General features: G+C 65.4%; 19 protein-coding genes and 1 pseudogene. 8 read left to right on the forward strand and 12 right to left on the reverse strand.

Annotated features, from left to right (window positions below; all coding sequences use genetic code 11):
* The first annotated feature begins 86 nt into the window (after window positions 1–86).
* Window positions 87–3,593 (forward strand): PAS domain-containing protein, encoded by a 3,507-nt coding sequence (locus ACQY4K_RS03275; RefSeq protein WP_428393388.1) that lies wholly within the window; start codon window positions 87–89, stop codon window positions 3,591–3,593.
* A 28-nt stretch (window positions 3,594–3,621) separates the two neighbouring features.
* Here ACQY4K_RS03275 and ACQY4K_RS03280 read toward each other — a convergent pair whose 3' ends face one another.
* Complete coding sequence (locus tag ACQY4K_RS03280; protein WP_428393390.1) at window positions 3,622–3,792, reverse strand: hypothetical protein; 171 nt, start codon at window positions 3,790–3,792, stop codon at window positions 3,622–3,624.
* A gap of 493 nt (window positions 3,793–4,285) precedes the next feature.
* On the opposite strand from ACQY4K_RS03280, the gene ACQY4K_RS03285 reads away from it, so the two are divergent.
* Together ACQY4K_RS03285 and ACQY4K_RS03290 are read left to right on the forward strand one after the other, a co-directional pair.
* Entirely contained in the window at window positions 4,286–5,686 is a 1,401-nt protein-coding gene (locus tag ACQY4K_RS03285) for a tyrosine-type recombinase/integrase (protein WP_428393392.1), read from the forward strand.
* A complete protein-coding gene (locus ACQY4K_RS03290) occupies window positions 5,679–5,963 on the forward strand; it encodes a helix-turn-helix domain-containing protein (RefSeq protein ID WP_428393394.1) in 285 nt (94 codons plus the stop codon). The genes ACQY4K_RS03285 and ACQY4K_RS03290 overlap by 8 nt, the downstream gene beginning before the upstream one ends.
* Before the next feature lie 259 nt (window positions 5,964–6,222).
* On the opposite strand, the gene ACQY4K_RS03295 is transcribed toward ACQY4K_RS03290, so the two are convergent.
* From ACQY4K_RS03295 to ACQY4K_RS03340, 10 genes are all read right to left on the reverse strand, one after another.
* Entirely contained in the window at window positions 6,223–8,070 is a 1,848-nt protein-coding gene (locus tag ACQY4K_RS03295; RefSeq protein WP_428393395.1) for a HipA domain-containing protein, read from the reverse strand.
* 120 nt (window positions 8,071–8,190) lie between these two features.
* Window positions 8,191–9,555 (reverse strand): hypothetical protein, encoded by a 1,365-nt coding sequence (locus tag ACQY4K_RS03300; RefSeq protein ID WP_428393396.1) that lies wholly within the window; start codon window positions 9,553–9,555, stop codon window positions 8,191–8,193.
* Window positions 9,556–9,565: 10 nt separating this feature from the next.
* The gene (locus tag ACQY4K_RS03305) at window positions 9,566–10,060 is read right to left on the reverse strand and encodes a hypothetical protein (RefSeq protein WP_428393398.1); all 495 of its coding nucleotides are present in this window, start codon (window positions 10,058–10,060) and stop codon (window positions 9,566–9,568) included.
* Window positions 10,032–10,505 (reverse strand): DUF7665 family protein, encoded by a 474-nt coding sequence (locus ACQY4K_RS03310; RefSeq protein WP_428393400.1) that lies wholly within the window; start codon window positions 10,503–10,505, stop codon window positions 10,032–10,034. The genes ACQY4K_RS03305 and ACQY4K_RS03310 overlap by 29 nt, the downstream gene beginning before the upstream one ends.
* Window positions 10,502–11,011, reverse strand: a complete 510-nt coding sequence (locus tag ACQY4K_RS03315; RefSeq protein WP_428393402.1) for a hypothetical protein — start codon at window positions 11,009–11,011, stop codon at window positions 10,502–10,504. Before ACQY4K_RS03315 ends, ACQY4K_RS03310 begins: the two co-directional genes overlap by 4 nt.
* Window positions 11,012–11,120: 109 nt before the next feature.
* Complete coding sequence (locus tag ACQY4K_RS03320) at window positions 11,121–14,543, reverse strand: UvrD-helicase domain-containing protein (RefSeq protein ID WP_428393404.1); 3,423 nt, start codon at window positions 14,541–14,543, stop codon at window positions 11,121–11,123.
* 3 nt (window positions 14,544–14,546) lie between these two features.
* On the reverse strand, window positions 14,547–15,206 hold the full coding sequence (locus ACQY4K_RS03325) for a hypothetical protein (RefSeq protein WP_428393405.1): 660 nt from the start codon (window positions 15,204–15,206) through the stop codon (window positions 14,547–14,549).
* The gene (locus ACQY4K_RS03330) at window positions 15,203–15,967 is read right to left on the reverse strand and encodes a hypothetical protein (protein WP_428393407.1); all 765 of its coding nucleotides are present in this window, start codon (window positions 15,965–15,967) and stop codon (window positions 15,203–15,205) included. The genes ACQY4K_RS03325 and ACQY4K_RS03330 overlap by 4 nt, the downstream gene beginning before the upstream one ends.
* Window positions 15,968–16,245: 278 nt before the next feature.
* Window positions 16,246–19,764 carry a type ISP restriction/modification enzyme gene (locus tag ACQY4K_RS03335; RefSeq protein WP_428393409.1) on the reverse strand — a complete coding sequence of 1,173 codons (3,519 nt, stop codon included), beginning with the start codon at window positions 19,762–19,764 and terminating at the stop codon, window positions 16,246–16,248.
* A 13-nt stretch (window positions 19,765–19,777) separates the two neighbouring features.
* Complete coding sequence (locus ACQY4K_RS03340) at window positions 19,778–20,395, reverse strand: recombinase family protein (protein WP_428393411.1); 618 nt, start codon at window positions 20,393–20,395, stop codon at window positions 19,778–19,780.
* A 360-nt stretch (window positions 20,396–20,755) separates the two neighbouring features.
* Between ACQY4K_RS03340 and ACQY4K_RS03345 the strand changes: the two are divergent.
* From ACQY4K_RS03345 to ACQY4K_RS03360, 4 genes and pseudogenes are all read left to right on the forward strand, one after another.
* Window positions 20,756–20,878, forward strand: a pseudogene (locus tag ACQY4K_RS03345) (TetR family transcriptional regulator); the annotation flags it as partial.
* A 200-nt stretch (window positions 20,879–21,078) separates the two neighbouring features.
* The gene (locus ACQY4K_RS03350) at window positions 21,079–21,501 is read left to right on the forward strand and encodes a MarR family winged helix-turn-helix transcriptional regulator (protein ID WP_428393413.1); all 423 of its coding nucleotides are present in this window, start codon (window positions 21,079–21,081) and stop codon (window positions 21,499–21,501) included.
* A gap of 26 nt (window positions 21,502–21,527) precedes the next feature.
* Complete coding sequence (locus tag ACQY4K_RS03355) at window positions 21,528–22,091, forward strand: isochorismatase family protein (protein WP_428393415.1); 564 nt, start codon at window positions 21,528–21,530, stop codon at window positions 22,089–22,091.
* A complete protein-coding gene (locus ACQY4K_RS03360) occupies window positions 22,088–23,359 on the forward strand; it encodes an MFS transporter (RefSeq protein ID WP_428393416.1) in 1,272 nt (423 codons plus the stop codon). Before ACQY4K_RS03355 ends, ACQY4K_RS03360 begins: the two co-directional genes overlap by 4 nt.
* Before the next feature lie 824 nt (window positions 23,360–24,183).
* Here ACQY4K_RS03360 and ACQY4K_RS03365 read toward each other — a convergent pair.
* Window positions 24,184–25,059, reverse strand: a complete 876-nt coding sequence (locus ACQY4K_RS03365) for an SOS response-associated peptidase (RefSeq protein WP_428393418.1) — start codon at window positions 25,057–25,059, stop codon at window positions 24,184–24,186.
* Between the two features lie 141 nt (window positions 25,060–25,200).
* Here ACQY4K_RS03365 and ACQY4K_RS03370 point away from each other — a divergent pair, with 141 nt between their 5' ends.
* Window positions 25,201–25,548: a single-stranded DNA-binding protein gene (locus ACQY4K_RS03370; RefSeq protein ID WP_428393420.1), complete on the forward strand. Its 348-nt coding sequence runs from the start codon at window positions 25,201–25,203 to the stop codon at window positions 25,546–25,548.
* Window positions 25,549–25,553 lie beyond the last annotated feature (5 nt).

The raw sequence follows: 25,553 nt of genomic DNA on the forward strand, positions 1-25,553 counted from the left end.
ACGGCTCGCCACCGCCCCCATGCACGAGCGGGAAAATTGTGTAGCCTGTGGCAGCGGGAGTGAGTGGCAGTGAGAGCTCGGCAATCTTGAACAAGGCCTTCCCCGCCGGCGGAGGCGGCATGGGTGCCGCCATGCGTGCCCACGACTGGTCCGCGTCGCCACTCGGCGACCCTTCGACATGGCCGCAGCCGTTGCGCTCGGCGGTCGGCCTGATCCTTGATTCCCGGTTTCCGATGTTCGTCGCGTGGGGCACGGACCTCGGCTTTCTCTACAACGACGCCTACGCCAGCATCCTCGGTGATAAGCACCCTGCGGCACTGGGCGCGCGCTTTCACGACATCTGGTCGGAAATCTGGCCCGAAATCAGCCCGCTGATCGACGCCGCGATGGCCGGCGTCGCGACCTGGCAGGAGGACCTGCCGCTGACGATGAACCGGCACGGGTTTGATGAGCGGACCTGGTTCACCTTCTCCTACTCTCCGGCCCGCGACGAGCAAGGCGCGGTTGCCGGCATGTTCTGCGCCTGCACCGAGACCACCGGCCAGGTCCTTGCCGAAGCGGCCCTGCGTGAGAGCGAGGCGCGGGCGAACGGCGTGCTGGAGGGCATGGCCGAGGGGTTCGTGCTCGTTGATCGCGAATTTCGAGTGCTCGCGATCAATGCCGAGGCCCTGAAGCTGGAGTTGCGAGCACGCGACGAGATCATCGGCAGAACGCATTGGGAGGTCTGGCCGGAAACCCGCGAAAGCGAGCTCGGTCGGCTCTACAGGCGCGCGATGTCCGAACGCGTGCCGGTCAGCCTCGAGCATCGTTATGTCTGGCCGAACGGCCGCCAGGCGTGGCTCGAGATGCGCTGCTACCCGTCCGGCGATGGACTCGCGATGTTTTATCGCGATATTTCTGATCGCAAGATCAGCGAGGACAACCAGCAGTTTCATTTCGATCTCGGTGAACGCCTCCGCCGCCTCACCAATCCGGTCGCCGTCACCAGCACCGCCGCCGAGTACCTCGGCCGCCATCTCAGGGTTGCGCGGGTAGGCTACGGTGAGATCGACGAGGCGCAGGAGATGGTGGCTGTCGCGCGCGACTGGACGCAGGCCGCCATGCCGAGCCTTGCCGGCAAGGCGCGATTGCTCGACGGCTTCGGGCCGGTATTGGTCAGCGATCTGAAGGCCGGCCGCACGCTGGTCGTCGAGGATTTCCGCGGGGATCCGCGTGCCGGTGATGCCTACGCCGAAGCTTGGACCGCAATCGGCACGCGCGCATTCATCGTCGTGCCGCTGGTGCGTGGCGGCCGCCTGCGCGCGATCTTCTACCTGCATGAGCCGCAGCCGCGGGCCTGGTCGCAGGAGGATGTCGAACTCGCGCGCACCGCGGCCGAGCGCACCTGGGAGGCAGTCGAGCGCGCCAGTGCGGAGGCCGCACTTCTGGCCAGCGAGGCACAATTCGAGGCGATCGCCAACTCGATCGACCAGATGGTCTGGTCGACGCGGCCCGACGGCTTCCACGACTACTACAACCAGCGCTGGTACGATTACACCGGCGTGCCGGAGGACTCGACCGACGGCGAAGCCTGGAATGGCATGTTCCATCCGGACGACCAGGAGCGGGCATGGGCATGCTGGCGCAATAGCCTCGCGACCGGCGAGCCCTACCAGATTGAATACCGTCTCCGGCATCGCTCGGGCGAATATCGCTGGGTGACCGGCCGCGCGCAGCCGGTTTGCGACGAGTACGGCAGCATTACCCGCTGGTACGGCACCTGCACCGACATCCACGAGCTGAAGTGCGCCGAACAGGCGCTGCGCGAAAGTCGGGACCAGCTCGCGGCGGAAAGCCAGGCGTTGGAGATCCTCAACGCCACCGGCACGCAGGTCGCGGCCGACCTCGGGCTTAAATCTCTCGTCCAGCGGGTGGTGGACGCCGGTGTCGCACTCACCGGCGCGCGGTTTGGCGCGTTCTTCTACAACGTGCTCGATGAGGCGGGCGCGCGCTACATGCTCTATGCCCTGGCCGGCGCTGAACGCAGCCAGTTCGACGACTTTGGCATGCCGCGCGCGACATCGGTGTTCGCGCCGACCTTCCACGGTGAAGGCGTGGTCCGCTCGGCCGACATCCTGGCAGACACGCGCTACGGCAAAAACACGCCGCATAAGGGCATGCCCGAGGGACACCTGCCGGTCCGCAGCTACCTGGCAGTCCCCGTGGTCTCGCGCAACGGCGAAGTGATCGGCGGTCTGTTCTTCGGGCATGACGAGACGGGAGTGTTTACCGAGCGCGCAGAACGCGTAATGACCGGCCTGGCCGCTCAAGCCGCAATCGCCATCGACAACGCCCGGTTGTTCGACGACGTCCAGCGGGCGAATGCGGAGCTTGAAGATCGTGTGCGGTCGCGGACGGCGGAGCTGGAGCAGGCGCACGAGGCACTGCGGCAGAGCCAGAAGATGGAGGCGGTCGGCCAGCTCACCGGCGGCATTGCTCACGACTTCAACAACATGCTGGCGGTCGTGATCGGCTCGCTCGACCTCCTCGGACGCCGGCTCGGCACCGCGGATGCGCGCGCCAGGCGCTACGTGGACGCGGCGACCGATGGCGCGCGGCGCGCGGCCCTGCTGACCCAGCGCCTGCTCGCCTTTTCGCGTCAGCAGCCACTCAGGCCCGAGGCGATCGACGTGGGCAAGCTGGTCACCGGCATGTCGGACCTGATACGCGGCTCGCTCGGCAGCGACATCCGCTTTGAGACGGTGCTGGCCGGCGGTGGCTGGCGCGCCCACGCCGATCCGAACCAGCTCGAGAACGTGCTGCTCAATCTTGCGGTGAACGCGCGAGACGCCATGCCCGAGGGTGGGCGGCTCACCGTCGAGACCCAGAATGCCCATCTGGATGCGCGCTACGCGGCAGCCCATCTCGGCGTGCCGCCGGGCCAATACGTGCTGATCGCGGTGACCGACACCGGATCGGGGATGCCAGAGGCGGTGATCGCCAGGGCGTTCGATCCGTTCTTCACCACCAAGGAAGTCGGCAAGGGCACCGGCCTCGGGCTCTCGCAAGTGTATGGCTTCGTCAAGCAGTCGGGCGGACACGTGAAGATCTACTCCGAGCCCGGCCAGGGCACGACCGTGAAGGTCTATCTGCCGCGACTCCTCAACGCAGCCGAGGACGCACCCGAGGAAGCGTCCGCGCCCGGGCTGCCCACCGGCGACGCCCAGGAGATCATTCTCATCGTCGAGGATGAGCCTGCGGTGCGTCAGTTCAGCGTCGATGCGCTGGGCGAACTCGGCTACCGCGTGCTGGAAGCCGACGGTGCCGCAACCGCGCTGCGATTGCTCGATTTGCATCCCGAGATCACGCTGATGTTCACCGACGTGGTGATGCCCGACATCAACGGCCGCAGGCTCGCCGACGAGGCGAGAGCCCGCCGGCCCGACCTGAAGGTGCTGTTCACCACCGGCTACACACGCAACGCGGTCGTCCATAACGGCGTGCTGGACTCCGGCGTCGAGCTCATCGGCAAGCCTTTCACGGTCGAGGAGCTGGCCGCCAAGGTGCGCGATCTGCTCGACGCACCGACCGTTCCGCCGCAAGCTGCTCGCTAGCGCGTGGCCTGACCGCGATCCTTAACCTTTAAAAAAAAGGCTCATTTGGAATCGTGCTCCGCGCCATTGCCCCACCGTAAGCGGCGACGACCGCCACGACGTCCGCCGGTTCGCCCTCGACCGGTATCTGCCGCGGCCAGGTCAACGTCGGACGACGCCCCTCGCCGGGTTCGACGAAGGCCGCGCGGTAGGCCTGCATCTCCGCCTCGGAGAGCGTGCGCTCGACCGAGCCGACGAGCCCATCTCGCGCAGCGGCGCTTCCGTGACGACCTCGATGTTGTAAGCCTGCTCGATGCGCTCGTCGGTGCCGTCTACATCCGATTGATGCTGGGGCTCCCGCTCGATCGAGATTGGGCGGACAACCTGACTGCTACCCTATTGCATGGCTGCCTACACCAAGCGGTGGATCCCGCGTCTCGGGGAGCAAGGCGCTGATCGCCGAGGCTAAGCCTTGCAGTGCAATGGTGCGGGTGGTCGGGGTCGAACCGACACTCCTTGCGGAACCGGATTTTGAGCCGTTTTGAACGAGCTATGCTCCTCTACGCTCGAGTGCGCTGGAGCAGGATATAACGAGCTAGATCAACTGTTTAGCTCTTCGTATCCTATGCTGGCCCCCGACGTAACGCGACCCGATCCTCCCTAGCGCCGCTCCTATGTGGCTCCTGGAAACCGGGTCCAGCTAGGAGCCAGACATGCCTTCCATCAAGCTCACCAAGAGCGTCATCGACACCGCCAAGCCCACCACCCGCGACTATGAAATCCGGGACACCATTATCCCGGGATTCTTCTGCAAGATAACGCCCGCCGGGCGCAAGACCTTCATGCTCTCGTATCGCACGCCCACCGGCGAGCGCCGGAAGCCGGCGCTAGGCACCTACGGCCAGATCACCGTCGACCAGGCGCGCAAACTTGCTCAGGATTTCCTAGCCTCCGTCCGCGGCGGAGCCGACCCGAGCCAGGAGCGCCAAGTCGCCCGCACGGCCCCGACCGTGAAGGACCTGAGTGACAGGTTCATGATTGAGCACTCGGAAGCGCGAAACAAGCCGTCGACCGTCAGGGGCAACCGGATCACGATCAAGGCCCACGTCCTGCCCGCGCTGGGCAAGGTGAAGGTCGCGGACGTGAAGCGGTCCGACGTCGCTGATCTGATCGGCCGCCTCCGCGATAGGCCGACCGCCGCGAACCACTGCCTCTCGCTGCTGCGCAAGATGTTCAATCTCGCCGAGCTATGGGGCTTGCGACCGGACGGCACGAACCCGTGCCGGCACGTCAAGAAATACACCGGCTCGAAGCGCACGCGCCTCATCACCGACGATGAGCTGGCGCGGCTCTACGCCTACCTCGATCATGCCGACGCCGAAGGCCTGGAGCATCCGCTCCTCACCCTCGCGATCCGGCTCCAGTTCGACTTCGCCGCCCGCATGTCCGAGGTGCTCGAACTCCAATGGGAGTGGATCGACTTCGCGCATCGCCGGGTGGTCTGGCCCGACAGCAAGACCGGCGGCATGTCGAAGCCGCTGAGCGCGGAAGCCGCGCTGTTGCTGCGCGCGGCCCCGCGCTACGCGGGCTCGAAATTCGTCGTTCCGGCGCTCTTCGACGGCTCCAAGCCGATGTCGAAGCACACCTACTGGGCAGGCTGGCGGCGCATCCTGGAACGCGCGGGCTTGCCGCATTGCGGAACGCACGCGGTCCGCCACCGCGCTGCGACCGACATCGCCAACTCCGGGGTGCCGGTGAAGGTCGGCATGGCGCTTACCGCCCACAAGACGGTCACGATGTTCATGCGCTACGTCCATACCGAGGACGACCCGATCCGCCAGGCTGCGGAGACCGTCGCCTCGCGTAGGCGCAAAGTCGTTCAGGGCGGAGCATCGACGGTCGAGGGCAGCATCGACGACAAGCAGCCCGAAGATCCTGCGAGCGCCGCCGCAGCGGCTGCGCCGAGGGCGGTCAAGGCGATCGTCGATCGCCGTTCGGGCAGCACGGGGCTCGGCAACTACCGCCCTTACCGGAACCGGAAGGGCGAGAATCGCCCCGCCCCGCCGAAGCCCAGCCGCGAGGTTACTCAAGTCGAGGAGTTCGAGCATGTCTGACTGCCGCAACCCCGAAGGCCGCTGGCCACCGTTGGAGATCATGCGCCGGGCCAAGGAAGTCCACGACACGGGGCTGATCCCGTTCGTCGATACCGAAGCAGCCGCTCGCTACCTCGCCCTCAGCCCGCACTCGCTTGAATGCTACCGCTCGCTCGGCGGTGGCCCACCGTTCTACAAATTCGGCAAGTTCGTCCGCTACGCCGTGCCGGACCTCGAGGCGTGGGCCGCCGAACGCCGACACGGACGGACTGCCGGCGAGAACGCCCGTGTCTATTGATACCCAGGTCAATGGGCTGAGGGTATGATCATGGTGGAATGGCTTTCAGCGTGGACTAGTCGGACGTCTCGAATGCGAGCGGCCGAATGACGGAGATGAAACTCAATGGTCAAAGCTTACAAAAGCGAGCCGATGGCGGCCGTCCACGAAATGGTGGAGGGCTTTCACGACAGCGGCGCAGTCGACAAGCAGACCATGCAGGAGTTTGACGAGGCGTGTCTGACGCCGCCCTCCCTCCTCACCACGGACAAAATCGATGCTAGGCTACTGAAAACCCGGAAACGCGCTCGGCCACGATCGCCTTGACCCGTGCAGCAGCGGTCGAAGCTGTCGGCAGCGATCGAGCGAAGCTGGGCAAATCCAATGTCGGCAAGCTTTCTTGAAGAGCCGTAAGCATTGCCTTGATCGCCGTCGCGCCGCGTGCAACCGGAAACTCGATAACGCGGGCTAAGGATGAGAAGTCTTTCGCGTTAAGTCGAGCGTCCTTTCCGTTCAGCTTCAACGCCATCCGATCGCCAGTAAGCCCCGGAAAAACGCGGGTCGTGACCGCGTCATAGAGCGGCGCAAAGCGGACGCTCGTGAACCGTCTGGAACCCGGCTCGGCGGTCTTCAGCAAAGCGAGATTCTTCAGGTGCATGTCGCCATCCGCGATCAGCCAGGCAAAGAGTGCGCGCCTGAACAGCGTTTCCAGATCAGCCGCTGGATCGGTTGAGAGCAGACGCATGGCGCGGGCTATACGCTCGATCGTGCCGTCGTACTTGGCCGACGGGGGCAGATCGAGGACCGAGCAGAAATCCTCCATAGCGAGCAAACGGTGGTCGTCGGGGCCGCGGCGGATGTCAAAGCGTTCCACGACGAGCGCAGGGGCCATCCCATCTGGCATATCGATGAGGGCGGCCGCCGGAACGTCGAAGCCGGCCGCCCGTCCAAGCTCAAGGCAAAGCCACTCGACGACCGGTAAGGTGTCGAAGCCGGCCGTCCCGGCGGGCTTGAGGATATGCGTGAACGGCAGTTCCGTCGCCGGGACGAGGACGCCGTCCCGGGTAAGGGACATCGGCGCCTTGATCTGCACGCCCGAGAGACGTGGCGTCTCCGCCCGTGCGAAGAGCCGAGCGAGGTTCTGCTCGAATGTCGTCTCGAGATCCCCGCGGCCAGGCCCCGCATAGCGTCCGGTGAAACGGCCGACGTCGGAAAGGCCACTCAACTCAGCCTCCAGCACGTCAGGCGGAAGAATGCCGATCTCGAGCCGGTCCCGGACGATGATGATGTTCGACATGTAGCGCTTCCCGTGACGCAGCGCGTCACGCTCATCGCGGTCATGCAGAACCTGAGCGAGCCAGCCCTCCGGCAACAGCGACTCGATGAAGGCAGGAAGCTTTCCTGGCGCGGTCTCCCGCACCAGCGGCGGCCCGCTGCGCCTCGCCGCCGTCCAGCGCCATTCGAAACCGTCGTGACGCAGCCGACCGAGGATGTCGCCATGCCAGGCGACGACGAATTCCAGTACCGCCTTGTTCGGTACAGCGGGACGAGCGTCCAGTCGGGACAGCAGGTAGCGCTCGGCCGCCTCGCCTTCCCGATACCAGCCATTCTCGCGCGCCAGCGCCCAGGCGGCATCGGCAGCGGCGCGAGCGGACCCGTGTTCCTCGACGAGACGGGCCGCCATCTGGACACGCATGGGTTCGGTGATTGCACTGGCGTGCTCGCTACGCAGTCGGAAGGCTTCGAGGAAGCGCTGCCTTGGCGACGAAATCTCCAAGCGCAGTTCGCCGAGGTCGTCACCCACGATGGCGGTGGCCGTCGAAGGATGCTCCGGCGCCTCGTTCTGGATAATTTCAAGCCCGCGCAGCCGAACGCGCTGGTTCCGCCGCCCGCTCACGAAGAGCCGCCCGTCGGGGGTCGGCCCGAGATGGACCGCGCTTGCCGACGACAGGTAGGCAGCCGGATAGAGATAGTGGGCGATGCGGACGGCGTGGCCGAGGATCGTCGCCTCAATGTCGGCATCGGCATCGACGTAAACGCCCCTGACGATCGGCACGAGGTCGCCGGCTTGCGCCTGAGCGTGCGCACGTCGCTTGTCCGTCGTCTCGCCGACTAGATGGATTGTCACGGACTTTCTCGCATCTCAGATGCGTGAAAGTCGCCCTTCCTAACCGCATCGTCAAGAACTATTACGCATCTCAGATGCGACAAAGTCCGTCTGGGAAATGAGACGTTTGGGGGTCGGGATTCAAGACGCCAGCGTAAAGCCTGGGTTGAGGCTCCGAAAATCTCCCGCGTGAAGAGAGACAACCCGCTGATCGGGGCTCAGCAAATCGAGGTCAACCAACCGGTGGATAGGACCGCCGTGGAGAAGCCGCAAAACCTCGGAGACGGCCAAGGTAGCCGCAACCGCGCCCACGAATGGGGCTCCCACCGCCTTACCTGCAAGCAAGGTCATCCCACATCGATCGAGCACACCGTCCGCGAGCAGGCGAGCATACGCCGGTCGTTCCTCGACCGTCTCCGTTGCCGGTGCCGCCTTCCAGATCTCCGCAGCCGAGCGCGCACCCGGCAGGACGTGGAGGCGCATCGTCCGAAAATCGCGGTGACCGCTTCCCAGCCCTGCCTCGACGACGAAGTCGAACCCGACCTGATCGAGCACCCTGCGCCCCGCGGCGTTGTCGAGGCCGCACAAGGCGACGGTCGGTTCCTCGGCTTGTCGACGGAAGCTCGCGTCGAACAGCCGCTCCTGGATGATCGTTTCAAACCCGCGCTTCTCGGCCCACACGGCCATCGCGCGGGTCTTCTTCTGTCCGACCAGGCCGGCGTCCGTCAGAATCGAAGTGCTCTCGGTCGACGGGGATATGACGTCGATGTCTTGGAGAACGAGCGAGACTTCGCCCGGCTTAGCGAATGGCAGCAGCCCAAGCGCCCAGAGATAGGCCTGGCCAAGATGTCCCAGGCCGATCAGCCACAACCGCGACGGCAGATAGGTCAGTCCGGGCTCCTCGTCGGCCGCGAGCCAGTCCGTCCCCGGCCCCGGACTCCACAAAGACAAGCCGACTGCCCGTCGCCCCGCGGCCGGCACGCTCCCGTTCAAGAATAGGTAGGCCTCGTTGACCGCCAACGCCGCCGATAGCATCCCGGCCAGCGGCATGGCCGGTCCTGGCGCAGGGACGAGTTCGGAGTGCGCGGGCACGATTCCGCCGCGCCAGCCCGCCGCGGCGGTGCGAACGCAAAACCCTTCGCGACGGCCGCTCGGATCGCCACCGATGATGACCGTCGGCGCGCCGTTCGCGCTCCCGCTCGGGCTCCCGCCAAGGCTGCACACCGCGTCCGCGAGCGTTCGGACGAGCGGGAGCGGTACGGCCAAGTCGGCATCAAGGCCGCCGCCGACCGTGACGCCGCCGAGGAAGACGCGCCGGCCGAGGGCCACGGCGGTTAGAAGCGCGGCCTGCTGCACGGGGTCGGCCTCGACTCCGGTCGGCACTGCGATGTGCAGACGATAGCGACGGAACAACGCTTCAGCATCCGCGAGGCTCTCGGCCGCGCCGCTGTCGATGGCATGTTTGACGAGCCGATGCAGCGTTTCGGCCGGAACGAAGTTGGTCATCGCGTGGTCCTCAAAGGCCAATGTGGAAGAAGGCACCGCGATCGTCGGGCGGCACCGTGGTCCAGCGCTTGGCGCCCTCGTAGCGATACACGCCAAGGTGTCGGCGCGGCTGCGGCGCGACCGCGAAGCGGGGTAGAATCAGTGCGATGTGCCCGGCGCGGGAGATCATCGGATGCGCCCGGTCCGAGTCGCTCTGGCCTGATCCGTCAGGGTGGACGTGGACATCAGCAACCACTGTCAGGCCGCGCGTTTTGCAGAGCGCCCAGAGCTCGCTGAAGTAGCGTCCGTCGAAGCGGACGATGCCGCTGTCAAGGCAGTGCGGGTCGAGGTCGTCGTAGAGGACGAAGTCGACGATTTGCGCCCGACCGCCCTGGCGTTGGCCGAGAAGAAACGCACCACTCTCGCGCGAGCGGTTGCGGCCGCGCTCACGCAACCGGGCGAGGAGGCGTCGCCAGAGGAACCAGGAACAGGACAGCTCATGCCGCGGCGCGAAGAGGCGGCGCATAGTCCCGGCAATGGAGAAGTTCATGGACAAGCTCCAGGTATTGGACGATCCCGGCAGCCGGGCGCCAGATTTTCGACGGCATCTCGTGACGCCAGTTTTCGTGACCTACGAAGCTCTCGCGATCACAGGGTAGATAAAGGGCGGTTCCGCCCTTCCAGTCGGTGCGGAAGACCGCCGATGCCCGCCCGCCTTGGCCGCGGGGCCAAAGATCGAAGGCGAGAACCTGGTTGAGGCTCGCGTCCCAAGGTCCGCCGGTCGGCGGCGTCTGCGGGTAGCCCGTGCAGTTGAGGCGCAGGAGGTAGCCGCGCCCGTCCTTCGCGGTCACGCTGATAAAGGCGTGGGGCCACAGCGTTCCGGCCAGGTGCCAGCGACCTTCAACCTGGCCGATGCGGAACGTGGCCTTCGCCACGTCCGCCTCGAAGGCGCGCTGGTCGGGACCGCTCACGCCGCGCTCCCGCTCGCGCCGTTCACCCGCTGGTCGGGGACGAGGTCGAGGGCGAGGCCGCACACCTTGCCGTCGGTCAGGGCGCCGATGTGGGTGCCAGGCGCGGGGCGATCGTGCGCGCCCGCGACCTGCAGCACGTGCTCGCCCGCCTCCTCATCCGTCATGCCGAACTTGTGCTCGGCCGCCCAGCGCTTGACCCTGGCCACCGTCGCGCTTGGCGAGAACCGCCGCTCCAGGGTCTCGGCGTTGAAGGTGACCGTGACCTCCACGTGGCGGCAGCGGTGGACATGGACCTTCAGCCCTGCGGGGGATGCGCGCTCTATGACGAGGACTGCGTCCTCGACCGGGTCGTCCTCATCTTCGAGGAACAGAAGCGCCCCGTGCGGGATGCCGTGCGCTTCGACTAAGCGCAGCTTCAGGATGGCGAAGGTAGCGTCGGGCTCGAGTTCGAGATGCTGGATCTCGCCGAGCCCTTCGCCCTGGTAGAACAAGTCGATGGCCGTCATGGCGTTGCACTCCGGGATCGAAGTGCGAGGCCCGATTGCCCCACGTCCGTCCCTTACCCCCTTGATCGATGGAGGTCCGGCAACCCGGAAAGGCGCCGGATGAGACCCGTCAGAGGACGGTGAGCGCGCCCGCAGGCGTAGCGGCGCAGATGAAGAAGTGCGGGCAACGCGGGCAGCTCACGGCATCAATCTCGGGCGGAAACCAGCCAGCAGCGATCCGCCCCAGCATCTCGTCGCTCTTGGTCCGGCGATGACCGATCTTCGCCGCCGTAACGGACACCGCCTCGGCCGTCTCGTCGGTCAAGTGCAGCGCCTGTACCACGACGCCGCCACCGAAACGCGCCTGTGCTGCGAGCTGATAGAGCGTGTATTCGAGCCGGTCGTATTCGTCGCTGCGCTTCTGCCCGGTCCGCACGCGACGCACGACCACGGTGCCGTCGGGCAGCTCAGCGAGCTCGTTCGGTTCGACCAGCACCCGCCCGTTTGGCAGGTCGAGCGCCAGAGGTTCGGCGTCCCGGAACCGGCGTCCCGCCCCCGCGCGCACCAGCGCCGCGACCAGCCGCGTCGCCAGTCGGCGGTAGTCGTCGCGGAAGGCGTGCTCGACCGGCCCCCGCTCCCGCCAGATCGCCTCGAGCGCCGCTTCAGCTTCGGCGAGCGTCGGTTCGGCCGTTCGGCGGGCGTCGGCCAGCCACCGAATCAGCTCGTAGAGGCAATCATGGGTCTGCGTGAACGCGGTGCGCTTACGGGCGCCCCCCAGGCCCAGGACGTGCGTATAGAAGTAGCGACGCGGGCATTTCTCGTAAGACGTGAGCCGGGTGTCGGTCAGCGACCATTCTCCCGTCCGTGTCACCGTGATCGGCTCAGGCCGGCGCGCGCCGGCCGGCAAGGGCAAGCCAGCAGGTCTCGCGACGGTGTCGACGAGGCCACCAGGGAGCCAGCCGAGATACGGCGACTCCGAGCGATTTTTACCGTTCGGCTGCTTGCGCGCGTGATGGAGGCGCAGACGGGTACGCGCCCGCGACAAGGCCACGAAGAAGAGGCACTCCTCTTCATGAGCGTGCGCCCGCTTTGCCTCGTCCGCGACAGAGACACCGTCCGCACCATCGATCATGCCGCGCGGCGGGGGGCAGCGCTGGCCGCGGTTTGTAGCCGGGAAGCTCGACACGGTGAGCCCCGGAACGTGGACCGCCTCGAATTCGAGGCCTTTGCTGCCATGGACTGTCATCAGTCGCACAGCATCCATGTGCAACGCGGCCGCCGGGACCTGTCGTAGGTCGCGCTCCTCCGCGAGCAAGACAAGCTGACGGACGCGATCGAGCGTGCGCTGGATTGGCAGTCCCGAGCCGGTCGGGCTCTGCTCCCGCACGAAGTTCAAGAACTGCCACACGGCGACCGCGCGCATGCGCTGGTTCACTGAGGCGGCCTCGCCCATCCCGCGCGCGAGATCGGTGCGGTCCAGCAGGTAGGTGGCTAGGAAGTCCCAGGCGGAAATGCTCGGCTTCATACCGTCCAGATCTCTCGCCAGGCGCGCGAACACCGCGGCGCCCGTGAGCGACACGCCGGCGGCTGATGACAGGCTTTGCAGGCCGAGCAGCGCCGGTCGTTCGGCGGCGCGCAGGTGGCGCGTCGCGGCGTGGATGTCTTGAAGACTCGCGCTATAGCGCGGCGCCGCAGCCACGCGCACGAGAGCGTCGCCGAACGGGTCGACCGCGAGGCTCAGGAGCGCCAGCAGATCTCGGACTTCGTCCCGCTCGAACAGGCTTCCTAAATGCAGGACCGGGATGGCGCGCGCCTCAAGGCCCGCGGCGATCTCGTTCAGGCGGCTGTTAGAGCGGCAGAGAACGGATTGGTCGCGCAGAGCGACCCCGGCGGTCTCGAGCTCTCGCACGCTCGCGGCGACGCCCTCGATCTCGTCGTCGAGCGTATCGTAGCGTTGGATGTCGGGCTTTGCGGGTCCGACCCCTCGATCCGCTTGCAGCGCCAGGGGGAGCATCCCGGCCGAAGCGCCCATCCGTGGGGCGACCGCGACCACGGTGTCGACAATCTGCTTCGTGGAGCGATAGTTGAGGCCCAATTGATCCGTGACGGCGCCGGGATAGTCATCACCGAACCCGACCATGTTCGCCGACGAGGCGCCGCGGAACCGGTAGATCGACTGCCGGGCGTCACCGACGACCCAGAGGCGCTGTCCGTCTCCTGCGATAGCCTTGAGAAGCCGCGCGCTCGCGCGGTTCACGTCCTGATATTCATCGACGAGCACGTGGCGATGCCGCAGCTGGACCGAGACACGAAGTTCGGGATCGCTCTCCAGGAGGAGCGCCGGCCGCATGATCAGGTCGCCGAAATCGACGGCGCCCCGCTCACGAACGGCGTGCTCGTAGAGGTCGTAGATGTGCGCCACCTCCAGGCACTTCTCGGCCGCCTTGCGGGCATCGTCATCGCCGGCTGAGGCCAGCATCGCGTTGGCGAGCGCCCGGTAGCGTGCCGGATCTGTCACTTCGTCCTTGGCGCGCGAGACGGCGGCCACAACGTCGCGCAACACCATCGCCGGGTCCCAGAGGTTGCGATAATGCACGAGCGGAAGCGTCGGCAGGATTTCCTCGAGTACTTCGATCGCGTCGCTGCGGTCGAAAAGCGTCGGACTGGCCGTCAGTCCGAGCCGGTCGTGGTGCCGCCGCACCAGATCGAGACCGAAAGCGTGGAAGGTGCCGATCCAGATACGCGGGGCTGCGTCGGGGACGGCTAGCGCGAGGCGCTCTGCCAACTCGCCAGCCGCGCGGTTCGAAAAGGTCAGCACGAGAATCGCGGCCGGGTCGATTCCTTCGTCGAGAAGCGAGACGACCCGCTTGATCAGAGTGCGCGTCTTACCGGTGCCCGGCCCGGCCTGAAGCTGGAACGGCGATCCACGGTGGGCGGCCGCGCGATCCTGTGATGGATCGGGACGCGGCGTGTATGGCTGACCCGCCGCGGACTGCGGGGGAGGAGGCGGCAGGAAAAGCGCGTCGAAGAGCTGCTGACGAACGAGCGCCAGCGGCAAACCTGTCCTAGCCGCTATGGCGGACGCAGTCAGGAGATCGGCGCAGTGAAGCCGTGCCGCGTGAGCGCGGGGCAGCAGGAACTCCCGCGCGAACACGTTCGCCTGGAGCTCGCGCCGCTCCCGCGCGCCGTAATCCTCAACGCGCTGCAAACCCACCGGGGCCGCCTCTGTCGACCGCGAGGGGTCGATGTCGCTCTGCCCGCAAGTCGACGATCCCGCGTGGACCTCGACGTGCCCGATCTCGTGCGCCACAAGGAGGGCTCGCGTGCCGACGTCGCCGGCCATCTCGCAGCAGATCGTGCCGCTCTGCTCATCGAAAAGCGCCCGCGCATTCTTAAGCGCCGGGTCGCCGGGCGGCAACCAAGCCAGCTCCAGGTCGTGATGCTGCACGGCCGCGGCGACGAGCGACGACGGATCGAGCGGATCGGCGCCTCGCGCGACAAGCGCCCTGTGCAGGCGTAATGCGGCCAGACGGATAGTCTCGAACCCGTCCATCGCTTACAAGCTCAACAAATGCCGCTGCTCGGCCTCGGTTAGGCCTGAACTCCTGACCGCCTCCTCGAAGCTCTGCTTGACGGCGTAGCCCGGCTTGGCGTCGGCCTTGAAGAACTGACGCGTCGCCATGGGTGCGCCACCAGCCAGGGCGAAATGCGCGACCACGACTTCCAGCGGTGCCCGAAGTTCGTCAGCAACGCGCTGCCGAAAGCCGTCCGACATCGTGTCGGTTTCAATCTGGCGGTCGCGCAGCTTGCCGACGAATACCGTGTTGGCCCCGAGCCTCCGGGCGACCCCCCGGAACTCGTCGCGGCTCAACGCGGCGAACGGATTAGCGGCAGTCTCAGCCGGGCGCGCCGATCCGCGCGTCGCAGACGCGGTACGGAATGCGTGCAGGCGATTGTGAAACCGGCTCACAGCGCGCGAGACGGCGGGGCTCACCTGCGCTGGCTCGAGCGCAGCCTCGGCCGCATCGGCTGCGGCGTCGCCACGCAGAGCGTCGAGCGCGAGTTCGATCGCGAACTCCGTCAGCTCGCTCGCATGTGAGGGATAGCGTCGAACGACGTCGTCGAGCAGCGCGGCGTCGGGCATGCGCTCGGCCATGGACAGGGCATAGAGCGCCTCGCGCAGAGGCGGGGCGCCGGCGGTCAGGATCGGGGTCATGCGTCCTCCTTGAAACGGGCCAGCTTCTCAGCCGCCCGCGATAGGCGATTGCGGATGGTCCGCCCGGTGCAGTCGCAGAGCGTCGCCGCCGTCACCTTGTCCGGCTTGTCCGACTCCTCGTCGTAACCAAGGACATGGACAAGGATGACGGCCTTCCGCTCGTCGGTTGGCAGGGCGTTGATCGCTTCCCAAAGGTCGTTCAGGAAAAGCGTGCTCTGCTGTGTCGCAGGCGTCTTGAATGCCTCCGACAGTCGCGCAAAAGCGTCTTCGTCGGCTTCCGGACCAACGACATCCGTCTCATCGGGCAAGGCGAATGCTCGATTGGTTGCACGGAGCTCTCGCCTGAGCGTGTCGATCCGCAAGGTCCGAAAGGCGTGATTGAAGCGGCATTCATAATAGTCGAGCGTGTCGGGATCCTGCCCCGTGCCATCGGCGATCAGCAGCTCGCAGAACTCTGAGAGAACCTCCTCACGAAGCGCCGCAGCATTCGGCAGTTGCTCCGAGACCTTTGCCTTCAGGATCGCCTCGCAGCGGCCGAGTAGGATCGGCAGAACCGTGTCGCGTCGTCGATCGTCGCCGGCCCGGTGCGCCTCGCGGATAAGGTGAATGAGGCACTCCGATCGGAGATAGTCGGGTGCGCCCCTGTCGGTGACCAGGAGGCGGCGCGGCAGGAAGGTGGGATCGGAGTGGAGCGCGTCATCGATATTTGTCTCGACGACCGGAGGACGCGCGTAGCGGACCCCGTCCCTTTGCTTGGTCAACGGTCGAGCCATCTCACCCCTCGCCTTGCGCCGTAGCGGTCAAAAATCATCGCTCGATCCGCCCTTCACTGCTTGATCGCCATACGGTGAGGGTACCCGGAAAGCGAGACGACGCTTCAGTACGTCTTCTTGTCGGAGGCCGAGGTGACGACGAGAGGGGTTAGGCAACGCCCCAAAACAGTGTCCAGCCGCAGCTTGGCCGCTGGGCTCGTAAGCAGAGATTAAGGCCGCGGGACTACAGACGAGCAGTGCCAGATTGAAGCGCCTATACATAGTTTTTAGTATCGGATCCCAAGTTCCTCCGCAGTGAACCCTGAAGTCGCCGCTTCTTGGTACAAACTGTCTAGGGTTGGGCCAAGGGCAAGGAGTGCAGCGACTCGCTGGATCATCTGCCGGAGCCACCGTCGCTCGCCCTCGGTCAACGGCTTGCCGTCGCGTCGATCGGCCTGGCGGTAGCCGAGCCATTTCTTTAGAACCGGATACCCGCCGAGCTGGTAGGTCCACACCGCTTCGGGAACGTGCGCAAAATGGGCTTGCGCGTTCAGAAACAGATCGCCCGTTCGTTCGCCCCAAGCGGCATCCCACATTGGGGCCGGCAATTCCGTCTCAAGAAACGGGCGCGGCGTCCACTTACCTTTACCGCCGCCCCAGTAGGTGAAGGTCAGCTTCAGATCGTCGGCCGAGACATTGGCTCCGTCCAAGCGACGAAGCTGGCCAAGTAATTTGGCGCGCTCGGGGGTGAGCACCGCCTCTACCACTTCGCGCGCGTCGCGGTCGGCGTCGAGCAAGCGGGCAACCTGTTCGCCGACGTCGACAAGCCTGCCGAGCAAATCGGCGTCCTTGGTTATCGGCAAATGAGCCCAGTCGCTCGACAGCGCACTCTTATGCTCGGACTGGTAGCTTGGGGCATGAAGCGTCGCGAAGGCGACGCGGAACAGCTTGCCGACGAAGGCGCGCGCGTGATCCTCTCTACGCTCGCCTGCGAGCCCGAAGTGGTCGCGCAGCACGCGCCACGCCGGCTCGGCAATATTGGCATCACGATGGGCCAGCAGGTCGTCACTGACGGTCTCTCGAGGAAAGACAACTGACCCGCGTTCGTGGACATGCAAGTTTACGAGGGTGGTGCCGAACAATGGCCAAGCCTCGGACTCTTTGCGAGGTTCCGGAACCGTTATTAACCACTCGTTGTCTGATAGATTTCGGGAGAACTCAGGTCTGGCCTCGTTCAGCCATTTATGGTCATCGACGTAATAGATGGATCGCTGATCGAACGGGAACGCAAGGAATGCCTTTATGCTTTCCGACTTGAAATGACCCTCGTGCTTCATGACGCTCCAAGCGCGCTCCGGCTTATAGCGTGCCTTTGGTGCCGCTATTTCGGGAACGCTTAGAGCAGCAACGGCGAACGATTGGGCAGAAAAGTATTTCTTTAGGCGGGTCGCCAATGTTGCGGCGCTGGCGTCGATCACTCCGCCTTCAACGCCCCGGTTGTGGTTCACACCTTGGAACTTGGTGGGGAACACCTCGTCCAATGCAGGCCAGGCCTCGAAGCCGCCTTCCATAACGCGCGGCGACAAGCGCCAGCGACCTTCCGCGCTCGGCATGATGTCTTCGTAAGTTGGCGCTATGTCGGCTGTGCTGGCATTCCCGTTGGGGAGGCTCGCGATTAGCGCCTGGCGCTTCCAAGCCGCCGTGCCCCAGAAGTCGCGATACCGGACGGCCGTCGTAGTCGGTGCAGTCGCCTCTCCCGCACGCTTAATCCACGTGACGATTGCGGTACCCGGCTGAATCCCACGTGGATCCATCTCGGTTGTGAAAGCACTATCATCGCGGGAGCCCGCGCCGGGGAGGCCCTTGGGGATCATCTTGCCCGTGCGATATTTATCGCCGTTGAGATTATCCACCCAGACCGCATCGAAACTCGAGAGCAGAGATCGCCGCATCAAGGGGTGGGAACGGCCGGTCAGGTACGACGAGTTCGAAATGTAGGAGACGACGCCGTATTCGGCGGCGAGGCCAATGCGTTCTTCGGCGAGCCTGATGAAGCGAATGTATAGATCATCCAGCAGTTGCTTCTTGACCCCGAATTCCTCGTATACCCGGCTGCTACCGCGCTGTTTCATCAACGGACGACCAAATCCATCCATTTTGACCGTGCCATCCTTGTTCGTTTGCTCAACGAGTTTGATGCCCTTGTAGTGGGCAACCAGCTCGGCTTCCTCGGCCTGGGCTGCCCCGGTGAAACGGTCATAAGGCGGATTGCCCAAGACGACGATGATCCGTGCATCACGCTTCACTTGCTGCGAAGCGTCGAACTCTTCGCGCATTTCGGGGAAGTTGAGCTTTACATCGCCTTGCTCATGCCAGCCCGACAGCGCGTTCGTCAGGAAGACTGCGAGCCGCCGATCCGGATCGGGCTTAGCGCCAAGCTGCTCAAGAAGCAGGTAGAGCTGAAGCTGGGCGATCGCGAACGGCGCGGTCAGAATCTCGAAGCCGATCACCCGATCCTGAAAGGCGGTCGTCAGCTCCAGGCCGACGGTCGTCGCGTCCCCCTCGGCAATCAGCTCCTCGGCGATGCAGCGCGCGACTTCCAGGAGGTAGGCACCTGTCCCGCAGCACGGGTCCAGGACGATCACATCGGGATTGGCGAGCCCGCGCGGGCGACCAAGCTCGGCTTTCAGCAGATAATGAACCCGACGCACTTGGTAGCGAACGATCTCGGGCGGCGTGTACCACACGCCCAAATCCTCCCGCAGCTTTGGGTCAAACGCTTCGAGGAAGGGTTCGTAGAAATAGGTAATCGCTGCAATCGAGCTTTCGCCATCGATGGTCGGAAACGTCATCCGCCCGCGAAACAGTGGTCGGTCAACGCGATTGAGCGTAGCGATGGCGCGGGCAAGATGCGGCTCCAGCCCGAGGTGCTTCATGCGCGATGGGTGACGGATGTCGTGCAGCAGCGCGTCCAGGAAGGGGATCGGTAGAAAGCTGTGGGCGTCGTCGATGTCGAACGATGCGTCTGCTTTGGCCTTCTTATCCCAGAGGATCCATGCCGCGAAAAGCGCATAGAAGACGGACTGCACGAGCGATGAGCGGAAGAAGCGTGCGCCCTTCTCGTCGTCGACATCGAAGGCCAAACCAAGCGCCTGGCGATAGTCATCGAGCAACGGCTTGAGGGGTTTCAGATCATCCGGCAGCACGTCCTTCGCATCGCGCGCCTGGCGCGCGAGGATCTTCGCCAGATCGGCAGGCGCCCCGATGCGCGCCAAATCGGTCACCGCGCGGGTGACTATGTCGATAAGCGCGACGATCGCTTCGGCATCTACCTTCGGCTTTGCACCGCCACTGACGGCAGACCACAGATCGACGGTCTTCTGCAGCAAGCGCTTCTCTGGCGGTACAGGTGTCACCCCGTCCCTTAGGTAGGTCGGATCGCAAACAAGCAGGCCGAATCCACGCACGTTGCACAGAAGCACGACGCCGGTTTGTGCGAGGTATCGTCCGATCTGATCCTTCTGCTCGGTCGAGACGGCGAGGTCGTCCAAGCCGGTGCTGGCGCGCTTGACCTCGCCGTATACCCCCACAAACAATGCGCCGTCCCCGAGCACGAAGTCCGGCATATCGTGGCTGGTCTTGCCCTTTTCAGACGTTCCAGTGCGCACGTCGAAAGGCAGCTTTTCGGCTTTGAGCACGGCCGTCAGCAGTGTTCGAACGTCCGGATAGAACGTCGTCTCGGTTGAAGTCGGAAGCGCCTCCAACGCTCGGGTGTCCGAACAGTAGGTTGCGAGCGCTTCACTCAAGGGAGCGGCCAATTTACTTTTCTCCCCTGGCGGCTAACGCCGCCGTTTTATTTCGAGCACTTACAGCACTCTGCCTGATAGTTTCCGCTGAAAGCGCCTTGTGCAAAGTCGAACGGTGAACTCCAAGCGTTCGTGCGATTTCGGAAACGGTCGACTCCGAGTCCTTCAGCAGGCGTTGGGCCATCCGAAGGCGCTCCGCGTTGAGCTTCGCTGGTCGGCCGCCCTTGCGCCCTCGCGCCCTCGCAGCCGCCAAGCCCGCCTTCGTGCGCTCACGGATGAGCTCGCGCTCGAATTCGGCGAGCGCGCCGAACAAGTGAAAGATCAGCCGACCGTTGGGCGTTGTCGTGTCGAGATGCTCGGTCAGGCTGCGGAACCCGACCCCGGACGTTTCGAGCGACCTCACGGTCTCGATGAGATGGGGAAGTGATCGCCCCAACCGATCCAGCCTCCAGACCACCAGCGTGTCGCCCTGCCGCGCATGGCTGATGGCGTCTCGCAGAGCGGGGCGATCGGCCGATGCACCCGATGCGCGATCTGAGAACGTCCGCTCGCAGCCCGCCGCCTTCAATGCGTCAAGCTGGAGAGCGTCCGTCTGATCGTCGGTAGAGACTCGTGCATAGCCAAGAAGCATGTCGCGGAACTAACACGAGCTGCGATTCCTCGACACAGATTTTGCGACGGCTTTATCTACGCTCCGGCGCACTGAGATGAGCCCAAATGGCGTCTGTCGCGAAAACCCTCGTTTACCCGTCAGCCGCATCGCTCACACGAAGCGCGGTGTCGGTTTTCAAAGTCGATGTCAGCTGCGTGTCAAAGCCAGTGTCAGCGAACGTCGTCAGTTGGTTGGCTTCCCGTCCGACCGGTTGTGGGAGCGCAGCCTGGTAAAGCGGACATTTGCTTGGGCGATGCTCATCGACGGCTACGCTCCCACTTTTCGCCCTTTGGCTAGTACGACTTGAGCTGATCCAGGAATCCGGGAGCGTCGCTCAACGCCATTGCGAAAGCGGCCGGCGTGGGCGGTACGCTTTACCCTCACTTCCCGAGCCGCGAGGCTCTGCTCGTGGGCGTCTATCGCGAGAAGGCCGATGCGCTGGTGGCGCGCGCACCGACCTGAAAGGTCGAGTTCCTGACACGTCGGTGCCGATGCCGCGCGGAAGGTCGCCGGGAAACAGGTGCGGGCCGGCCGGAAGTGTCAGAGCGGACCGGTCCGGAATCGAATGCAATCAAATTTAATTTTATGAAGGCATCCTTCACAGGTTGTCTTGGTGTTATTACCTCTCTGTCATGTTAAGTTCCCGTAACGAGTCCGAGCACATGGACGCGGATGCGCTCGCCGCGAAGCTGCGCTCGGTGTTGAGCAAGCTCAGGCGTCGTTTGCGCGAACAGGCCAACCCGACCGAGCTGACGCCTTCGCAGGTCGCGGCGCTCTCCCGTCTCGACCGGGATGGTCCTCTCACCACGAGCGCACTGGCCCGAGCCGAAGGGGTGAGATCGCAATCGATGGGCGCCACCGTGGCCGTGTTGCAGACTGCCGGTCTCGTCAGCGGCGAGCCCGATCCGGCCGATCGTCGTCAGACGCTCCTGTCGCTCACGCCGGCCTGCCGCGACCGGGTGACCGTCGACCGCGCGGCGCGGCAGGACTGGCTCGTCCGCATCATCGACCGGGAGCTGGCGCCCGACGAACTGCGCCGGCTCGCCAGCGCCCTCACCCTGCTCAGGCGCATTGCAGACGCCTGACCCTCGCACCTTTTCGGGAGAAACCGATGTCCATAGCCACGCTTGATCCGACCACTGCGCTCGTCATCATCGACCTGCAGAAGGGGATCGCCGCCTATCCAACCATTCAGCCGCTCGCCGAGGTGGTCGGCCACGCCGCCGACCTCGCCCGCGCCTTTCGCGAGCAGGGTCTGCCCGTCGTGCTGGTCAACGTCGCCGGCGGTGCGCCGGGGCGCACCGAACAGGCGCGCCGCACGGGCGAGCTGCCGCCCGAGGCGCTCGATCTTCTCCCGGAACTCTGCCAGGATCCGCAAGACATCGTAATCACCAAGCGTAGCTGGGGGGCGTTCACCAGCACCGGGCTGGAGCAGGAGCTGCGACGTCGCGGCGTGACGCAGATCGTCCTCGCCGGCGTCTCCACGAGCATCGGCGTCGATACGACCGCGCGTCAGGCGTTCGATCTGGGCTTCAACGTCACGCTGGCCGTGGACGCGATGACCGATACGAGCGCGGAGGCGCATACCAACAGTGTCGACCGCATCTTTCCTCGGCTCGGCGAGACGGGCACGGTCGCAGAAATCGTCGCGCTGCTGGACCGCGCCGGCGCATGACAGACGCAAGCAGCGGCGCGCTTCGATCGCTTCGCAACTACAATTTCCGGCTCTGGTCGGCCGGCTCGCTGACATCGAACGTCGGTGCCTGGATGCAGCGCACCGCGCAGGACTGGCTGGTGCTGACCGAGCTCACCCGGCACGATGCGTCGGCGGTGGGGCTGGTGGTGGCCTGCCAGTTCGGTCCGCAGGTTCTGCTGCTGCCCTGGACCGGCTCGGCCGCAGATTACATCGACCGTCGCAAGCTGCTGCTCGCGACGCAGGCCGCGATGGGTCTGCTCGCGCTCGGCCTCGCGATCCTGACGATCGGCGGTTGGGTGCGCACTTGGCATGTGTATGTGTTCGCCCTTCTGCTCGGCTGCGCGAGCGCGTTCGATGCACCGGCCCGCCAGACCTTCGTCGCCGACCTGGTGGGCGACGACGACCTCGCCAATGCGGTCGCGATCAACTCGACCTCGGCCAACCTCGCACGGCTGGTCGGCCCGGCGATCGCCGGACTGCTGATCGCGGGCATCGGCTCGGGTTGGGTGTTTGCGATCAACGCCGCTTCGTTCGTGGCCGTGCTCCTGTCGCTGGCGCTGATGCGGACCCGCGACCTCGTCGCGCGCGACCGGCCGGAGCGGAAAAGCGGGAGCTTCGTCGAAGGGCTCCGTTACGTCCGCGGCCGGCGTGATCTGATCGTGCTGCTCGCGATGCTGCTGGTGTTCGGCGCGCTAGGCATGAATTTTCCGATCTTCATCTCGACGATGGCCGCCTCGACGTTCCACCTCCAGGCGCGCGGGTTCGGGCTGCTCACCTCGGCGATGGCGATCGGATCGATCGCGGGGGCGCTGCTCGCCGCGCGACGCCGCCGCCCCACCACCGCCCTCATCATTGGTGGCGCGCTCGTCTTCGGCTGCGCCTACGCCACCGGGGCCGTGCTGCCGACGCCCCTGCTGTTCGGCGCGGCGCTGGCCGTAGTCGGAGCCGCGTCGCAGACGGTCACCACATCGACGACCAGTCTGGTCCAGCTTTCGACGGAACCGCAGATGCGAGGGCGCGTCATGGCCCTGCTGCTCACGATCGTCCTCGGCGGACAGCCGGTCGGCGCGCCGTTGGTCGGCTGGATCGCAAACCAGTTTGGTCCCCGCTGGGGCGTAGCGGTCGGCGCCGCAGCCGGCTTCATCACGGCAGCGATTGGTTGCGCGTATTTGGCGCTGCGCCGACGCGATCGCCCAGACGAGACCATCTCCTCCGAGGACGCCCCCGTCGGTACTGATCAAGTATAAGAATGTAGATCTTGCTACGTTGATCCAGAAGTGCTGGCCCTTAGCAAATGTTATCGGCGAGTCCGTAGGAGCTTTTATCACCAAAGCCGTCATCTTCATCAGCGGGAGTTAAGTGATGCCTCAACTGTTGGCCGCTGACGTCATGATCCTGTTTGCCGATATTCAAGACCCGATGGTGAGCCGTGCCCGACGAACGATGAGACTACGATCCGGAAGACGGCGGGCGCGCTCGCGGGGTTCGCCAAAGCGCTCTCTATCCCATGCCTTGCATCCGTCATCCTGTTCGGGGCGGACGCGGCCCAGCCAATCGTCGAGATCAGGAACGTGCTCCCCGACATCCCCGTCATCGCGCGCGACGGGCCCTCCGTGTTCGCGAATGCCCCAAGCCGAGAAGCCATCATCGGCGCGGGCCGCACGACCATGGCGATCGCCGGGGCATGAGGGCAGCGCCGCGGGCGGACGGATCACGGCAGCGCGCCGCTCCGCCTCCCGCCACAACGGCTCGGGGACGAGGCTCAGGTCCGGGGGACTCTCACCCGCCATCTGCCGGCCTCCACTTCGAGAGAAGTGCAAGCTGCTGACATCGACTCCGATCGCCAGCGACATCGACATCGACTGTGACAAATCGCGGACCCGCTTAGCAAGCGATTACGTCGACCCTGCTGACATCAACTTCGAGAACTAACACGCGGGATCGGCCCATCTTGCGGCGTCGTGCTGGGACCGAGATCGATCCAGGCGTCGTAGTTCCTATCTTCCTTCGAGCCTACAACGCCGTGCCGAGCGCTGCCAACCCTGAGTGCGTCATGCTGCGTGCCGCTTGCTCAATCCCGGCCGGGGCGCACCGTCTCGACGTGAAGCGAGCCCCGCGACAGCGGGCGCAGCAGCTCCGCCTCCGGCCGGCTGAGATAGATCCACGCGCTCCAGTTCTCGGGCCGCAGGACCACGATCTGACGATTGTGGATCGGGGCGACATCCGGGCCGGGCGCGGTGGTCAGCATGGTGAAGCTCGGCGGCTGGTTGCCGATCCCGTCTCGCCACAGGCCCGCGATCGCCAAGCACGGCGCGTCGTTCAGCGTGAACCTATGCTTCGTCTTCGGGTATTTGGCCCCAGTGAATTCGAAGAAGGCCGAGGCGGGGACGAGGCAGCGTTGGCTCTGGTCGAACCGGCGTCCCTCCGAGCGGAAGTTGAACACCGGCCCACCCTTCGGCCCCGACGGCGGAAACCCGAAGCGCATGGGCACGAGCGCGACGCCGTCGCCATCCACGCGCATCACCGGCCCGATGTCGCCGATCTTGATGTCGTCGGCCTGGGGCAAGTCTGCCTCTCCCTGACGCGCCGGCACGGCAAGCTCCAGCGCCTGCATCAGCTCCTGATACTCGCGCCACTTCACGTGCTGCTCATAGTCGTTGCACATCGCCGACCCGCCCTTCCGCTTGCCCGACTCTACGGTTCCGCGGCTTTGAGGAAAGCCGCGTCGCCGAGCGAAGGTCTGCCTGTCGTGAGCGCGCACGGCCGACGTCGTTGACGCTTCCGCCTGGAGGAAGCGTGGCGTCGCCGATCCTCCCTCCCGGCCGTGGCCGCTAGTCGACACGTTGAGCGCGCGCCCAGGGCCGCAGCCGGCGTCGATGGAGACCCCGAACCGGTCATCGCTGGCCTCACGGCTCGGTCGGTTTCTGGGGACGGTGACCTTGGCCACAGCCGCCACCTCGTGGCGTCAACGGTAATCGCGGTCTCCACGGACCAGCCCCGCGGACCCTCCGAGATTCCCGTCTGACGCCGGTCGCATGGCCGTCGCCGGACAGGCTCCGTCAAAACCGACAAGCCAAGGAGTCTCATCATGAAGAACGTCGCGGAATTCACTCTCATCGGACGCATCGGCAAGATCACCGCCGGCGAGAGCGTCACCCGCCTGTCGATCGCCTCCAACTACCGCCGCAAGGGCAAGGACGGGGCCTGGGCGGACGACACCCACTGGAACCAGGTCGTCGTCTTCAGCGAGGGCGCCCGCAAATACATCGCCGACCACGTCGCCCAGGGCGACCTCGTCATGGCGCGCGGCCGCGTGCGGCAGAGCTCCTACGACAAGGACGGCGAGACCCGCTACGGCGTCGACCTCGTCTGCACCGACTTCGGCCTCCTCGCCGCCAAGCAGCCCGCGACGGACGAAGACGAGGAGACCGCCTGAACCAA

The sequence above is a fragment of the Lichenicoccus sp. genome, from assembly GCF_965276875.1.
GTDB lineage: Bacteria > Pseudomonadota > Alphaproteobacteria > Acetobacterales > Acetobacteraceae > Lichenicoccus.

What these genes read in the sequence shown, in the direction of transcription:
- ACQY4K_RS03320 (WP_428393404.1), bottom strand. Translation starts at nt 14,543, where the DNA reads ATGGACGGGTTCGAGACTATCCGTCTGGCCGCATTACGCCTGCACAGG.
- ACQY4K_RS03340 (WP_428393411.1), bottom strand. Translation starts at nt 20,395, where the DNA reads ATGCTTCTTGGCTATGCACGAGTCTCTACCGACGATCAGACGGACGCT.
- ACQY4K_RS03285 (WP_428393392.1), top strand. Translation starts at nt 4,286, where the DNA reads ATGCCTTCCATCAAGCTCACCAAGAGCGTCATCGACACCGCCAAGCCC.
- ACQY4K_RS03355 (WP_428393415.1), top strand. Translation starts at nt 21,528, where the DNA reads ATGTCCATAGCCACGCTTGATCCGACCACTGCGCTCGTCATCATCGAC.
- ACQY4K_RS03300 (WP_428393396.1), bottom strand. Translation starts at nt 9,555, where the DNA reads ATGACCAACTTCGTTCCGGCCGAAACGCTGCATCGGCTCGTCAAACAT.
- ACQY4K_RS03290 (WP_428393394.1), top strand. Translation starts at nt 5,679, where the DNA reads ATGTCTGACTGCCGCAACCCCGAAGGCCGCTGGCCACCGTTGGAGATC.
- ACQY4K_RS03325 (WP_428393405.1), bottom strand. Translation starts at nt 15,206, where the DNA reads ATGACCCCGATCCTGACCGCCGGCGCCCCGCCTCTGCGCGAGGCGCTC.
- ACQY4K_RS03305 (WP_428393398.1), bottom strand. Translation starts at nt 10,060, where the DNA reads ATGCGCCGCCTCTTCGCGCCGCGGCATGAGCTGTCCTGTTCCTGGTTC.
- ACQY4K_RS03360 (WP_428393416.1), top strand. Translation starts at nt 22,088, where the DNA reads ATGACAGACGCAAGCAGCGGCGCGCTTCGATCGCTTCGCAACTACAAT.
- ACQY4K_RS03280 (WP_428393390.1), bottom strand. Translation starts at nt 3,792, where the DNA reads ATGCAGGCCTACCGCGCGGCCTTCGTCGAACCCGGCGAGGGGCGTCGT.
- ACQY4K_RS03370 (WP_428393420.1), top strand. Translation starts at nt 25,201, where the DNA reads ATGAAGAACGTCGCGGAATTCACTCTCATCGGACGCATCGGCAAGATC.
- ACQY4K_RS03350 (WP_428393413.1), top strand. Translation starts at nt 21,079, where the DNA reads ATGGACGCGGATGCGCTCGCCGCGAAGCTGCGCTCGGTGTTGAGCAAG.
- ACQY4K_RS03315 (WP_428393402.1), bottom strand. Translation starts at nt 11,011, where the DNA reads ATGACGGCCATCGACTTGTTCTACCAGGGCGAAGGGCTCGGCGAGATC.